The organism is Nocardioides sp., from assembly GCF_016462705.1.
Classification (GTDB): Bacteria; Actinomycetota; Actinomycetes; order Propionibacteriales; family Nocardioidaceae; genus Nocardioides.
The window spans coordinates 1-14,660 of the sequence record NZ_JAEMSS010000083.1 but is presented as its reverse complement, the minus strand read 5'-3'; the positions used below and the strand labels follow the sequence as shown (position 1 = coordinate 14,660).

The 14,660-nt window shown below is 72.0% G+C and carries 11 protein-coding genes and 1 pseudogene; 8 read left to right on the top strand and 4 right to left on the bottom strand.

Annotated features, from left to right (window positions below; genetic code table 11):
• A pseudogene (locus JHD21_RS11915) lies at positions 1-200 on the bottom strand (hypothetical protein); the annotation flags it as partial.
• 84 nt (positions 201-284) lie between these two features.
• Here JHD21_RS11915 and JHD21_RS11910 point away from each other — a divergent pair.
• Both JHD21_RS11910 and JHD21_RS11905 read left to right on the top strand, forming a co-directional pair.
• The gene (locus tag JHD21_RS11910; RefSeq protein WP_292675295.1) at positions 285-1,196 is read left to right on the top strand and encodes an alpha/beta hydrolase; all 912 of its coding nucleotides are present in this window, start codon (positions 285-287) and stop codon (positions 1,194-1,196) included.
• Between the two features lie 45 nt (positions 1,197-1,241).
• A complete protein-coding gene (locus JHD21_RS11905; RefSeq protein ID WP_292675292.1) occupies positions 1,242-2,096 on the top strand; it encodes a 2-oxo acid dehydrogenase subunit E2 in 855 nt (284 codons plus the stop codon).
• A 17-nt stretch (positions 2,097-2,113) separates the two neighbouring features.
• Here JHD21_RS11905 and JHD21_RS11900 read toward each other — a convergent pair whose 3' ends face one another.
• Entirely contained in the window at positions 2,114-2,926 is an 813-nt protein-coding gene (locus JHD21_RS11900) for an ABC transporter permease (RefSeq protein ID WP_292675289.1), read from the bottom strand.
• Complete coding sequence (locus JHD21_RS11895) at positions 2,923-3,915, bottom strand: ATP-binding cassette domain-containing protein (RefSeq protein ID WP_292675286.1); 993 nt, start codon at positions 3,913-3,915, stop codon at positions 2,923-2,925. Before JHD21_RS11895 ends, JHD21_RS11900 begins: the two co-directional genes overlap by 4 nt.
• A gap of 62 nt (positions 3,916-3,977) precedes the next feature.
• On the opposite strand from JHD21_RS11895, the gene JHD21_RS11890 reads away from it, so the two are divergent.
• Complete coding sequence (locus JHD21_RS11890) at positions 3,978-4,940, top strand: YafY family protein (protein ID WP_292675283.1); 963 nt, start codon at positions 3,978-3,980, stop codon at positions 4,938-4,940.
• 112 nt (positions 4,941-5,052) lie between these two features.
• Entirely contained in the window at positions 5,053-5,673 is a 621-nt protein-coding gene (locus JHD21_RS11885) for a histidine kinase dimerization/phospho-acceptor domain-containing protein (protein WP_292675280.1), read from the top strand.
• Here JHD21_RS11885 and JHD21_RS11880 read toward each other — a convergent pair.
• Complete coding sequence (locus tag JHD21_RS11880) at positions 5,666-6,952, bottom strand: cation:proton antiporter (RefSeq protein WP_292675277.1); 1,287 nt, start codon at positions 6,950-6,952, stop codon at positions 5,666-5,668. The genes JHD21_RS11885 and JHD21_RS11880 overlap by 8 nt on opposite strands.
• 35 nt (positions 6,953-6,987) lie before the next feature.
• On the opposite strand from JHD21_RS11880, the gene JHD21_RS11875 reads away from it, so the two are divergent.
• From JHD21_RS11875 to JHD21_RS11860, 4 genes are all read left to right on the top strand, one after another.
• Complete coding sequence (locus tag JHD21_RS11875; protein ID WP_292675274.1) at positions 6,988-7,347, top strand: sterol carrier family protein; 360 nt, start codon at positions 6,988-6,990, stop codon at positions 7,345-7,347.
• Positions 7,348-7,456: 109 nt separating this feature from the next.
• Entirely contained in the window at positions 7,457-13,867 is a 6,411-nt protein-coding gene (locus tag JHD21_RS11870) for an Ig-like domain-containing protein (RefSeq protein ID WP_292675271.1), read from the top strand.
• Positions 13,868-13,894: 27 nt separating this feature from the next.
• A complete protein-coding gene (locus JHD21_RS11865) occupies positions 13,895-14,395 on the top strand; it encodes a tail fiber protein (RefSeq protein ID WP_292675268.1) in 501 nt (166 codons plus the stop codon).
• A 10-nt stretch (positions 14,396-14,405) separates the two neighbouring features.
• Positions 14,406-14,660, top strand: a 255-nt coding sequence (locus JHD21_RS11860; protein ID WP_292675265.1) for a tail fiber protein, incomplete at its 3' end; no start/stop codon positions are given.

The following is a 14,660-nucleotide window of genomic DNA, read 5'->3' as shown; positions in this document are numbered from 1 at the left end:
CTTTCAAGAAGGATTCCGACCACATGGAGAACGGCAGCGGCCGCATTGCTCGCCTGCACCTGGTCGATGAGCAGGAGCAGGTCGCCGGCCACCCCGCGCAACCCGCGCTCGGGGAACCGCGCGCCGATCCGCTCGTGCAGCTCCTCGACCGTCTCGCGGACGGCCGCCGCCTCCAGCGGCTCCTTCACTGCCACGTCCACGACCCGCAGCCTAGGACCCGCCGGACGAGGTGCTGGGGACCTTCGCCCCTGGCTCGGCACCGCCGCGCTCGGTCTGATGTTGCCGTGGCGGGAACGACCGGTTCGGCTGAGCTGCCGGCTCTTCGCGAGGAGCGGCTCGTCGGCCACGGCGGCGTCGATCTGGCCGTCCAGGAGCTGGGTGAGGGCCGGCCTGTGGTGCTGGCCAACGGACTCGGCGGATCGCTGCGCGCATGGGCGCCCTTCCTGGCCCGGTTCGGGACGGGTCATCGGGTCGTCTCCTTCGACTACCGCGGCCTCTACCGGTCCGGCCCCCCGTCCGACCCGGACGCGGTCACCATCCACGACCATGCCGCGGACCTCGTCCGGGTGCTGCGCTGGACCGGCGAGGAGCCGGCCCTGGTCATCGCGTGGAGCATGGGGGTGCAGGTGGCCGTGGAGGCGGCGCTCGCCGAGCCGGACCTGGTGGCCGGCCTGGTGCTCGTGGCCGGCGCTCCGGGGGACCCGTTGGCAGGCGTGTTGGACTCGCCGCTGAGCCGGGTCCTGATCCCGCCCGCGACCCACGTCGTGGAGGCCGGCGCCGGTCCCTTCGGTGCGGCACTGAGACTGCTGGCCGGCGTACCCCGCGGACCACACGTCCTGCGTCGGCTCGGCGTGGTCGCGCCCTCCTGCGACCTCGAGACCTTCGGCGCCCTGGCCGGGGAGTTCGCCCGGCTGGACTGGCGCCTCTACATGCGGACGATCCGCGCGATGTCCCGGCACGACGCCGGGCCCCGGCTCGGTGACGTCACCGTCCCCAGCCTCGTCGTCGGGGGCACGCGCGACCTGTTCCTGCCCACCAGCACCCTCCGGGCGACCGCCGCCGCCATCCCGGGCGCCGAGCTCCTGGTCGTCGAGGGAGCCACGCACTACCTGCCCCTGGAGTACCCCGGGCTCCTCGACCGCCGCATCCGCCGGTTCGAGGCCGAGCGGCTGGGCCGTCGGCCCACCACCGTGTGACGTTCGGCCCTGGTCGCACCGCTGCGGGGCTCGCACGCTCGGAGCATGCGACTCCTGGCGCCACTCGACCTGGTCGGGGCGATCGCACGCCCGGACGGTCACCTGGCGAACGGGGTGCCGGCGTACCGGCGGTTCATGCCGGCGCTGATGCCGACCCGCACGGGTTCCACCGTCTACCTGGACCAGGTGTTCGAGGTCGACCCGGCGATGCGCTTCGTCGCCTCGACCCGAGCCGCCCACCCCGACCTGCACCCCACGCTGTTCCACGTCGTTCTCTGGGCGCTGGGCCGGATGTTCGACCGGCACCCACACCTCAACCGCTTCGTCTCCGGGGGTCGCCTCTACGACCGCGACGGCATCTGGATCTCCTTCACCGTCAAGACCGAGCTGTCCGACGACGGCACGCTGGTGGAGGTGAAGCACCAGTGCGACCCGGCCCAGCCCTTCGCCGAGTTCGTGCGGGACATCGAGACCTCGGTGACCGCCGCCCGGTCCGGGGCGGCGGAGGATCTCACCGACAAGGAGCTCGGGCTGTTCCTCCACCTTCCTCCGCTGCTGCGGCGCGGGGTCGTGTGCCTGGCCGAGGCCGCCAACGCCCTCAACCTCCTGCCCCGGTCGCTCATCGACGGGGATCCCTTCTTCGCCAGCGTCTTCGTCACCAACCTCGGCAGCGTCGGCATCGACGCGGGCTTCCACCACCTCTACGACTACGGGACGATCCCGCTGTTCTGCGCGGTCGGGCTGGTCCACGACGAGGTCGTGGCCAGGGACGGCGAACCGGTGGTGGCCCGGGTGGCCTCGCTGAAGTTCAGCTACGACGAGCGGGTGGAGGACGGCCTGTACGCGGCCAGGGCCCTCCAGTACCTCTGTGCGGTCCTGGAGGACCCGGCCACGGCCTGACGCCCGGGCCTCACGTGTCAGCCGGTACGCCGCATCGCCTTCAGCCCCACCCACAGCCCGAACCCGGCGACGACCGCCGAGGCGCCGAAGCCGGCGAGCACGGTGTCGGCCGGGAAGTCGCCGGCGAAGAGGGCGCGCTCGGCCTCGATGACGTACTTCAACGGGTTGAGGTCCGACGCCGTCTGCAGCCAGCCCGGCGCGCCGTCCAACGGCAACAACACCCCGGCCAGCAGCAGGAGCGGGAAGATGAGCGTCTGCTGCACCGTCCAGAACAACCAGTCCTGGTCCTTCGCAGCCAGCGCGAGCGCGAAGCTGAGCGCGCCGACGCCGACGCTGAAGAACGACAGCAGGGCGACGCCGACCAGGACGTGCCCCAGGTGCAGGTCGAAGCTGAACGGCGTCACGACAGCGACGATGATCGCGGCCTGCATCAGCATCGGGACGACCTCCTTGAGCGCCCGGCCGACCAGCAGCGAGCTGCGCGAGAGCGGTGACACCAGCAGCCGCTCGTGCGAGCCGGTCACGATCTCCTGGGTCAGGTTGGCGCCGGTGAACGACGCACCCACCAGCGCGGTCATCGCCACGATGCCGGGCACGAACCACTGCAGTGCCGACCCACCACCCTCGACCTCGGGCAGCAGCGGTGCGAACAGCGCCAGGAAGACCAGCGGCTGCACCATCGCGAACAAGACGGAGGCGGGCTCGCGGAACACCGGCTTGAGCTCGCGGACCATCACGTTCCAGGTGTCGGCCAGCACCCCCGGTGCCCGCAGCTCGGCCGTCGGGACCGGGGTCCTGCGGATGGTCAGGTCGTCGGCGTACGTCGTCATGCTGCTGCTCCCTTGCTCTCGTCGGTCTCACGGAGGCTGCGCCCGGTCAGGTCGAGGAAGACGTCGTCGAGGGTTGGCCCGACGACCTCGATCCGCTCGACCGGTGTGCCCTGCCAGGCCAGGTCGGTGACCAGGCCGGCCGCCAGGTCGCGGCCGTGGGCGACCCGCAGCCGCACCTCCAGGTCGTCGAGCTCCACGACCGCGCCCGGGATCGAGCCGGCGCGCTCCGCGCCGACGGTCGCGTCGGCCGGCGTGCCGAAGCCGAGCCGGACCAGGTCGCCCAGCGACGACTTGAGCCGGGCCGCGGAGTCGTCGGCGATGACGACGCCGTGGTCGATGACCACCACCCGGTCGGCGATGGTGTCCGCCTCCTCGAGGTAGTGCGTCGTCAGCACGATCGTGGTCCCCTGCTCGGCGTGCAGCCGGGTGATCTGCTCCTGCAGGTTGACGCGGTTCTGGGGGTCGAGCCCGGTCGACGGCTCGTCGAGGAACAGGATCCGCGGCGTGTGGACCAACCCGATCGCGACGTCGAGCCGGCGCCGCTGGCCGCCGGAGAGCGTCGAGACCGGCCGCCCGGCCTGCTCGGTCAGGTCGAACGCCGCGATGAGCTCGTCGGCGCGTTCGTGGGCCCGGCGGCGGGTCATCCCGAAGGCCCGGGCCTGGCTGACGAGCTCGTCGCGGCCGCGCTGGGCGTGGCCGGCCGCGTTGCCCTGGCCGACGTAGCCGATGGAGCGCCGGACGTCGCGGTGCTCGCGCACCACGTCGTACCCGGCGACCTCGGCGGTGCCGGAGGTCGGCGGCAGCAGGGTCGTGAGCATCCGCAGCGTCGTGGACTTGCCGGCGCCGTTGGGACCGAGGAAGGCGACGAGCTCGCCCTGGGCGATCTCGAGGTCGAGACCGCGGACGGCCTCGACCGTGGTCTTGTGTCGGGTGAAGTGGCGGGTCAACCCGCGGGTCCGGATCACCGGACTGCTGGACGGAGTGGTCATGCCATCAGCCTGGTGGCGATCTAGGTCACTACCTGACCGCAATCTGAAATAGTCTCGAGCGCATGAACACCAGCGCCCGGATGCTGCGGCTGCTCTCGCTGCTGCAGACCCACCGCTACTGGCCCGGCGCAGAGCTGTCCAGCCGGCTCGAGGTCAGCCCCCGCACCCTGCGCCGCGACATCGACCGGCTGCGCGAGCTCGGCTACGCCGTGGACGCGGTCCGCGGCGTCGCCGGCGGCTACCAGCTGCGGGCGGGAGGGGCGCTCCCGCCGCTCCTGCTCGAGGACGAGGAGGCGGTCGCGATCGCGGTCGGCCTCCAGTCGGCCGCCGCTGGTTCGATCGCCGGCCTGGAGGAGTCGTCGCTGCAGGCGCTGACCAAGGTGATCGGTCTGATGCCGCCCCGGCTGCGCCGGCAGATGGACGCGATCCGGTCGCAGACGGACAACCTGCCCTGGCGCGGCGGGCCCGAGCTCGACCCGTCCCTGCTGGCGACCCTCGCCCAGGCCTGCCGCGACGACGAGCCCCTCAAGTTCACCTACACCGCGCCGCCGCGGGGCGGACCGGACCCGGACCCGACCGACCGCTGGGTCGAACCCCACCGGCTGGTCACCCTCGGCCGCCGGTGGTACCTCGTCGCGTACGACCGCGACCGCCAGGACTGGCGGTCCTTCCGCGTCGACCGGATCAGTGATCCCCGGACGACCGGCCAGCGGTTCCGGCCCCGTGACCTGCCTGCCGAGGACGCGCTCACGTTCGTCCAGTCGGGCATCCGGCGGATGCCGCAGCGGTACGCCGTGCGGGTGCGCCTGGACGCGACGGTGGCGGAGGTGGCCGATGCCGTCGGCCACTGGGGCGTGGCGTCGGGCAGCGACGGGGCCTGCCTGCTCGAGATGAACGTCGATGCGCTCGAGTGGCCGGTGATGGTGCTCACCCAGCTCGACCGGGACTTCACCGTCGACGGACCGCCCGAGCTGGTCGACCTGCTCCAGCGGGCGTCCCGTCGGTTCGCGGCGGTCCACCCGTGACTTCGCGGGTTCAGCCACGGGACGGGGGAAGCGGACCTACCGTGGTGGCGGTGGGGACACCGAACGACCGCACTGAGAGCGAGGGCCGGGGGGACCTCTGAGGGAGCCGCAGGTGAACACGGAGCTCGGCACTCTCGACGCGCTGCGCTCGCTGCCGCTCGAGCACGCGTTGCGGCACACCGCCGTCGGCGTCGCGGCGTGTGACGCTGACGGTCGGCTGACGCTGGTGACCCCGGTGCTCCAGGAGATCCTCGGACGCAGCTTCACCCCGCTGCAGGAGGACGAGTACGCGATCGCCTTCGACATGATCGACGACTGCGGCCTGCAGCTCCCGACCGAGCAGATCCCCCTGGTCCGGGCCCGGCACGGAGAGGTCGTCCGGGACGAGCTGGTCCTCGTCCGCAAACCGGACGGGACCGTGCTGCACCTGCGGTGCAACGCCTCACCGATGGAGGACGACAACGCGGACGTCGCCGGGGCCATCGTCTTCGTCCAGGACGTGACCGCCGAGGTCGCGGCCCGGCAGGAGGCCACCGACGAGCGACGGCTGCTGCTCGAGCGGGTGCACCACGAGATCCGGACCCCGCTCACCACGCTGCTGGGCTACGCCGAGATGCTCCACGAGTCGACCGACGAGCTGCCCTACCAGGTCCAGTTCGCGCTGGAGGCCATCGACCGGGCGGGCGACCGGCTCCGCAACCTGCTCGCCGAGCTCGGTGAGTCGGTCACCTAGCGGACCGCAGCCGGTCGAGACGGGTCATCACCGGTGTGGACAGCACACCGTGCAGGACGACCGAGACGACGATGGTGAACGACACCGTCGCCCACAGCCAGTCCCCGCCCAGGGCGGGGGCCTCGCCGGCGGCGTACGCGAGGTAGTACAGCGAGCCCACCCCGCGGACCCCGAAGAAGGCCACGGCCCAGCGCTCCTGCGGGATCAGGCCGCCGCGATCGGCGGCGGAGCCCGCCCACGGTGCCAGCGCGACGACCCCGGCCAGCGGCCGGATCACGAGGATCAGGGACAGGCCCACCAGGACGCCTTGCCAGTCGAGGGCGTCGAGGATGCCCCGGGTGAGGGCGATCCCCAGCACCAGCAGCACGAAGAGGGTGAGCAGCCGCTCGAGGCGCTCGGCCACCTCGTGCATCGCCGCGTGGTAGTCGTGGGAGCGCTCGGCGGAGCGGAAGGTCATCGCGCAGACGAACACCGAGAGGAAGCCGTAGCCGCCGGCCACCTCCCCGACGCCGTACGCGGTCACGAGAGCGGCGAGGGCCATCAGTGACTCGCCCCTCTCGGCGACCCGCAGAGACCTGCTCTCGGACCGGAAGGCGATGTACGACAGGGCCCGGCCCACCGCGAGCCCCGCGACGACGCCGATGAGCACCTTCGCGACCAGGTAGAAGCCCACCCACTTCAGCGCCCACTCCGACACCCCGCCCTCGGTCGCCAGCAGGATCGCGGCATAGACGAAGGGGAAGGCGAGGCCGTCGTTGAGGCCCGCCTCCGAGGTGAGGGTGAACCGCACCTCGTCGGTCTCGTCCACCTCGTGGTCACCGGTCTGCGGACCGGCCACCTGGACGTCGGAGGCGAGGACCGGGTCGGTGGGCGCCAGCGCCGCGCCCAGGACGAGCGCCGCGGCCGGAGCGAGACCGACCGACCAGCCGAGCACCGCCACGGCAGCGATGGTGAGCGGCATGGCCACGGCCAGCAGGCGCCAGGTCGCTCCCCACTTGACCCAGGACGCCCGGTCCCTCAGGCTCAGCGGCCGGTCCAGCGCGAGCCCCACGCCCATCAGCGCGACCAGGACGGTCAGCTCGGTGACGTGCTCGATCACCGCCCGGTTGTCCTGCGGGTCGAGCGGCAGGCGCTCGGGAAGCGGCGAGGCGCCGATGAGCATGCCGACGCCGAGGAGGACCAGAGGAGCCGAGATGGCCCAGCGGCTGAGCAGCGCGGGCAGCACGATGGCCAGCAGCAGTGAGCCGCCGGCCACGACGTACGTCCAGTCCGCGGTCACGAGGGGGGAGGTACCCCGGAGACTAGGTTTGAGCCGTGCCCGCCCGTCTGCGTCCTGCGCCCGCCGCCGAGGTCGCCGCGGCCCTCGCCCGGTGCCGGGGCGGCGAGCCCGGTGCCGACGACCTCCGGCTGCTGACCAAGCACTACCTGGCCGTGCTCGAGGAGCGCGCTCCCGGTCGCTCGGTCGAGGTCCGGGTCCCGCCGTACGCCGCGGTGCAGGTGATACCCGGCGTCCGGCACACCCGCGGGACCCCGCCCGCCGTGGTGGAGACCGATGCCGAGACCTGGGTGGCCCTCGCGACCGGCGCCCTGACGTGGGCGGCCGCCGAGGCCGGCGGGTCGATCACGGCCAGCGGCGAGCGCGCCGACCTCTCGGCGTACCTGCCCCTGGAGTAGCGCCGTCCGGCGCTGGCTCCTTGGTCACGCGGAACCACCCGAACATGCCATAGCGCTACACCTGCCAGGGTGAGAGCCTGCGCTGGTGCACCTGCGGAGGGAAGCCAGGGTGGCGCTGGCCGTCATCGTCATGCTCGTCGGAGCCCCGGTCCTGCTGACCGCGCCGGCGGCGGCCGCGAAGGCGGGTGGCTGCACCATCGTGGGCACGTCGGGCGACGACGTGCTGACCGGCACCGCGGGCGACGACGTCATCTGCGGTCTGGGTGGCGACGACACGATCTCGGGTCGAGGCGGCCAGGACCTGCTGCGTGGCGGCGGTGGGGACGACGTGGTGCGCGGCGGTCCGGGCGACGACCGGGTGGCGGGCGGCCGTGGTGACGACCGGGTGTTCGGTGACGGTGGGGACGACGTGGTGCGCGGCGACGCCGGCGACGACGAGGTCGTCGGTGGGCCCGGGGACGACCGCCTGGGCGGCTTCCGGGGTGCCGACCAGGTGATGGCGGACGGGGACGCCGGCCGCTCCGTCGACGACGTGCGCTGTGGTCCGGGACCCGACACCGTCTCGGCCGACCCCGCCGACCGGGTCCGGCGCGACTGCGAGAAGGTCGCGCAGAACGACCCGCCCACCGACATCACCCTGGTCCCGTCGTCGGTGTCGGAGAACGAGCCGCCGGGTTCCGACGTCGGCAACCTGACGGCGGTGGACCCCGACGCCGGTGACAGCCACGTGTTCTCGCTGGTGCCGGGCGCCGGGTCCGCCGACAACGCGTCGTTCCGCGTGGACGGCGACAGCCTGGAGTCCGCGATCGGTTTCGACTTCGAGACCAGGAGCTCCTACTCGGTCCGGCTCCGGGCGACCGACGAGGCGGGGGAGGTCACCGAGAAGGCGTTCACGGTGACGGTGACCGACGCGAACGACCCGCCGGTCGCCGTCGACGACGGCGCCGAGGGCACCGAGGACACCCAGCTGGACCTGCCGGTCTCGGGGGCCGGGAGCCCGGCCGTCAACGACACCGACCAGGACGGCGACGCGATCGTCGTGTCGGCGGTCTCGAACCCGACCGGTGGCACGGTCTCGATCTCCGGGGGCCAGGTCCACTTCGTGCCGGCCACCAACCTGTGCGGCAACGATGTCGGGACGTTCGGCTACACCGCGTCCGACGGTGGGGGCGGCACGGACACCGGCACGGTGACCGTGGACCTGGCCTGCGTCGACGACGACCCGGACGCCGTCGACGACAGTCCGACGGTCGCCGAGGACTCGGGGGTCACGACCTTCGACGTGCTGGCCAACGACAGCGACCCGGAGAACGACCCGATCGCGGTCACCGGGGTCACCCAGCCCACCAACGGGACGGTGACGTTCACCCCCGCCGACGTCGCCTACACGCCGGACCCGGACTACTGCAACGCTCCGGGGGCCGCTCCGGACGACACGTTCACCTACACGGTCACGGGCGGCGGCACGGCGACGGTGTCGGTGACGGTCACCTGTGCCAACGACGCGCCGACCGCGGTGGACGACGCCCGCACGACCGGTGAGGACACGCCGCTCTCCGACCCGGTGACGGGGGCGGGCAGCCCGGCGGCCAACGACATCGACGTCGATGGCGACACCTTGACGGTGACCTCGGCGAGCAACGCAGTGGGCGGGACCGTGGCCATCGCCTCGGGACAGGTCACCTTCACCCCGACCGCCAACACGTGCTCCCCCGCCCCCGCGTCGTACGACTACGTGGTCTCCGACGGCAACGGTGGGACCGACACCGGCACGGTCACGATCGACGTCACCTGCGTCAACGACCCGCCTGTCGCCAACGACGACGCCCGGACGGTCGGCGAGGACTCCGGGCCGACAACATTCGGCACCCTGCTCGTCAACGACACCGACGCCGAGTCCGACCCCATCACCGTCACCGCGGCCTCCGACCCGGCCAACGGGACCACGACCTTCACCGCGACCGACGTCACCTACACCCCCGACCCGGACTTCTGTGGGGCCGACTCGTTCACCTACACCGTCAACGGCGGTGACACCGCGACCGTCTCGGTCACGGTCACCTGTGTCGACGACGCGCCGGTGGCCGATGACGATGCCGCGACGGTGACCGAGGACGACCCGGCGACAGCGGTCGACGTGCTCGCCGACGACGACGACGTCGAGGGTGACCCGATCACGATCAGCTCGGCGGGCGACCCGGCGAACGGGACCGTGGTGCTGACCGGCGGGACGGCGGGGGCGCACACCGGGCTGACCTACGAGCCGGACCCGGACTACTGCAACGACCCGCCCGGGACGACACCCGACACGTTCACCTACACGGTCAACGGTGGGGACACCGCGACCGTGTCGGTGGTGGTGACCTGCGTCGACGACGACCCGACCGCGGTCGACGACACCGCGACGGCGACGCTGAACGGCCCGGCGACGCCGGTCGACGTGCTGGCCAACGACGACAACGACGACGGCGGTCCGATGGCGATCGCCTCGGCCAGCGACCCGGCCAACGGGACCGTGGTGCTGACCGGCGGGACGCCGGGCAACCACACCGCACTGACGTACGAGCCCGACCCGGGCTACTGCAACACCGACCCGGTGGGGCCCGCGGACACGTTCACCTACACGATCACCCCGGGCGGGGACACCGCGACCGTGTCGATGACGGTCACCTGCGACGTGCCGCCCGTGGGCGTCGACGACCTCGCCACGGTCGCCGAGGACGACCCGGCCACCGCGGTCGACGTGCTGGCCAACGACACCGACGCCGACGGCGGGCCCAAGGTGATCACGGCGGCCACCGACCCCGCCGAGGGCACGGTGGTCCTGACCGGCGGTACGTCGGGCGCTCACACCGGGCTCACCTACGAGCCGGACCCGGACTACTGCAACGACCCGGGCGAGGCGACCGAGGACACCTTCGACTACACGCTCAACGGCGGCGACACCGCCACGGTGAGCGTCATCGTGACCTGTGTCGACGACGCCCCGGTCGCGAACGACGACGCGGCGACGGTCGCGGAGGACTCCGGCGCCACCGCGGTCGACGTGGTGTCCAACGACGACGACATCGACGCCGGCCCGATGACGATCACCGGGGTGAGCGACCCGACCAACGGCAGCACCGCGATCACCGGCGGCGGCACCGGCCTGACCTACGCCCCGGACAGCAACTACTGCAACGACCCGCCCGGCACCACCCCGGACACCTTCACCTACACCCTCAACAGCGGGGGCGCCCCCCAGACCGCGACGGTCTCGATGACCGTGACCTGCGTCAACGACGCCCCGGCCGCCGACGACGAGACCTTCAGCGGCAACGACAGCGCGCACGGCAACACCACGCTCCAGGTGGACGACCCGACCGACGACAAGGCGGCGCCGTCGACCCCGCACACCGAGATCACCGGGGACCTGCTCGACGGGGACACCGACGTCGACGGACCGGGCCCGCTGACCATCACCCCCGGCACCTTCGCGACCGCCGACGGCGGCTCGGTGACCATCGAGGCCGACGGCGACTTCGTGTTCGAGCCGGCCGCCTCGACCAGCTGCACCGACGCCTCCGACTCGTTCTCCTACACCGTCGAGGACTCGGGCACGCCGGAGCAGACCGACACCGGCCAGGTGACGATCGCGATCGCCGGCTGCGTCTGGTACGTCAGCAACAACGCCACCGGCAACAGCGGCACCTCCACCGCCCCGTTCGACACGCTGGCGCAGGCCGAGACCGCCTCGGGCAGCAACCACACCGTGTTCGTCTTCGACGGCGACAACACCTCGACCGGCTACACGACCGGCTTCGCCATGAACGCCGGCGAGCGCCTCATCGGCGAGCACGAGGGCCTCGTCGTCGACCCGGACCAGAGCGGCCCGCTCACCGCGGACACGCTGCGGGCCCCCAACCCGGGCGCCCGGCCGACCTTGACGTCGACCAACGAGGACGTCGTCGACCTCGACGACGGCAACGAGGTCCGCGGCCTGGTGCTCGACCCCCAGGGGACCGGCGGCGGTATCGCCGGTGCCGTGGGTGACACCGGTGGGGGCGCCATCGACGACGTCAACATCGTGGACACCGGGGTCGCGGGCGCCCAGCCGGGACTCGAGCTCGACGGCACCACGGGCGTGTTCGCCGTCAGCAACCTGGTGGTGGACAACTCGGCCGCCACCTCACCGCCGACCACCGCCACCGGGGTCCGCCTGAACAACGCCGGCACCGTGACGTTCGCCAGCACCGGGACCATCTCCCTCACCACGGCGGGGGCCAAGGCGCTCGACGTCACCGGGACCGGCCTCGGGACGAGCACGTTCGACGACATCACGGTGACGGGCTCGTCGGTGGGCGGCGTCTCGCTCGTCAACGTCCCGGCCGGCTCCACGACCTTCGGAGACGGCGCGGGCACGGACCTCGACCTCACCACCACCTCCGGTGCGGACCCGGCGTTCCGGGTCAGCTCGGGTTCCGCGATCACCGTGCCGGCGGGCGGCACCGCCAACATCCGTGCGACCGGCGGTCCGGCGGTGGACGTCACCGGCACCGCAGGCGCGGTCCTCGACCTCGACGACGTCGACTCCACCGACAGTGCGACCGACGGCATCAACCTCGCGGGCCTCGGGGTCGGGACCTTCGCGGCCGCCAGCGGCGACATCAGCGGCGCTGCCGGGATCAGTGTCGACGTGGACGGCGGAACCGGCGCCATCACCTACCCGGGCACCCTCGGCAACGGCTCCGGGCAGACCGCCGAGGTCACCGGCCGCTCCGGTGGTGTCGTGACCCTCAGCGGACCGATCGCCGACACCAACGACACCGGCGGCGGGATCGCGGTCTCCGGCAACACCGGTGGCTCGACCGTCTTCAGCAACGCGTCGAAGACGCTCAACACGGGAACGGGCAGCGCCGTGGTGATGTCGAGCAGCGACGGGCACACGCTGACGCTCTCCGGAGGTGGGCTCGACATCGACGCCACCAGCGGCAACGGCCTGGACGCGACCTCCAGCGGCACGCTCAACGTCACCGGAGCCGGCAACACCATCGCCACGACCACCGGACGCGCCCTCCGGGTCCAGGACACCGATGTCGGCGCGGGCTCACCGCTGACCTTCCAGTCGATCGCCGCCAACGGCGCCCCGACGGGCATCCTGCTCAGCAACACCGGGACGAACCCCTCACTGACCGTCACCGGCACCGGAGGCACCTGCACCAACGCCAACACCACCGGCTGCACCGGCGGTGAGATCCGCAACGGCGCCGGGGGCGACAGCACCAGCGCCACCCCCGACGGGACCGGCATCGTCCTCAACAACACCATCGCGCCGTCGTTCACGCGGATGCACCTCCACGACCACGCCAACTACGCGATCCGCGGGAGCGGGGTCAGCGGCTTCACGCTGGCGAACAGCGTCATCAACGGCACCAACGGCACCAGCGACGTGACCAACGACTCCAGCGTGTACTTCAACAACGCCGCGGGCACGGCGCTGGCCGGCTCGGCCAGTGTCAGCAACACCCACATCCAGGGCGGCCTGGAGGACAACTTCCGGGTGTCCCAGACGTCCGGCACCCTCAACCGCCTGACCTTCGACACCGTGACCATCGGCGCCAACAGCACCGCGCTGGGCAACGACGGCATCTCGATCGAGGGCCTCGGAACCTCGACGATGAACGTCACCGTCCAGGGCAGCGCCCTCACCTCGGCGCGGGGCGACCTGTTCCAGATGACCGCGGACGGCAGCGGCGGTGGCGACCTCGACTTCACCGGCAACGCGCTCTCCAACAACCACCCGTCCATCGGCACCGGCGGAGGCGGCGTCTCCCTGTTCGGTGGTGCCGCGGCGGGGGCGACGTTCGACGTCACCATGAGCGGCAGCAACACGTTCCGCGACGCCGTCGGCCACGCCATCCTGATGGTGAAGTCCCAGGGGAGCGGGTCGATGACCGGCTCGGTCAACGGCATCACCGTCGGCCAGGACACCGCGGGCGACAACTCCGGCTCGCTCGAGGGCAGCGGGATCAAGCTCCAGCACGCCGGCGGGGGCGGGACGGCCTCGGTCGACATCACCAACAGCACGTTCCGCGAGTTCAACAACCTCGGGATCGAGATCCAGAGCGGAGCCGGCGTGGTGAGCAGCGGCACGCTGAGCACCAACGTCACCGGCAACACCGTCACCGACCCGGGCAGCAACCCCAGCGTGACCGGCTTCCAGGGCATCGCCCTCAACAGCGGGGTGACTCCGTCGGACACGTTCAGCTCGTGCCTGCACCTCAAGGGCAACACCGTGGCTGGGGCGGGGTCGACGGACACAGGTGCCGACGACATCCGGGTCCGGGCCCGGCAGAGCACCACGGTGACCATCCCGGGCTACGCGGGCGGCCTGACCGACACCGCGGCGATCGCGGCGTTCCTGGCCGGCCAGAACGACGGCGTGCCCAACGACCCGGCTGCGAACGCACCCGTGCCGACGGCGAGCGCGACGAGGGACGCCGGGGCTTCCTACAGCGCAGCCGGCACCACCTGCCCATGACGTCCACGAGACCCGAGAGAGCAACCGATGGCTGAGCCGTTCCTGTCCGAGATCAGGATCATGTCCTTCAACTTCCCGCCGAAGGGCTGGGCCTTCTGCAACGGGCAGCTGCTGCCGATCAACCAGAACCAGGCGCTGTTCTCGCTGCTCGGCACCACCTTCGGTGGGAACGGCCAGACGAACTTCGCGCTCCCCAACCTGCAGGGCCGGGTCCCGATCCACGTCGGGTCCGGGCACACCCTCGGCGAGTCGGGCGGCGAGGAGGCCCACACCGTGACCATCAACGAGCTGCCCAGCCACACCCACCTCGTCAGCGCCTCCAACACCGCGAACGGCGGCAACTCCTCCCCGGCGGGCCGGTTCCTCGGCGGCGCCAACAACCTGTACGGCGCCGGGGCGCCGTTGACCACGCTCAACCCGGCCACCGTCTCGAACATCGGCGGCAGCCAGCCGCACCCGAACCTGCAGCCCTACCTGGTCCTGAACTTCTGCATCGCCCTCCAGGGCATCTTCCCCTCCCCGAACTGAAGGCACTGACATGGCACAGCCGTACGTCGGCGAGATCAGGATGTTCGCCGGCAACTTCGCGCCCGCGGGCTGGATGTTCTGCGAGGGACAGCTGCTGCCGATCAGCGAGAACGAGACCCTGTTCCAGCTGATCGGCACGATGTACGGAGGCGACGGGCAGGCGACGTTCGCGCTCCCGGACCTGCGTGGGCGGGTGCCCGTGCACTTCGGGACGTCCAGCTTCGGGACCCCGTTCCCCCAGACGGAGGCGGCGGGGGTGGAGGAG

What these genes read in the sequence shown, in the direction of transcription:
- JHD21_RS11905 (WP_292675292.1), top strand. Translation starts at nt 1,242, where the DNA reads ATGCGACTCCTGGCGCCACTCGACCTGGTCGGGGCGATCGCACGCCCG.
- JHD21_RS11890 (WP_292675283.1), top strand. Translation starts at nt 3,978, where the DNA reads ATGAACACCAGCGCCCGGATGCTGCGGCTGCTCTCGCTGCTGCAGACC.
- JHD21_RS11895 (WP_292675286.1), bottom strand. Translation starts at nt 3,915, where the DNA reads ATGACCACTCCGTCCAGCAGTCCGGTGATCCGGACCCGCGGGTTGACC.
- JHD21_RS11865 (WP_292675268.1), top strand. Translation starts at nt 13,895, where the DNA reads ATGGCTGAGCCGTTCCTGTCCGAGATCAGGATCATGTCCTTCAACTTC.
- JHD21_RS11900 (WP_292675289.1), bottom strand. Translation starts at nt 2,926, where the DNA reads ATGACGACGTACGCCGACGACCTGACCATCCGCAGGACCCCGGTCCCG.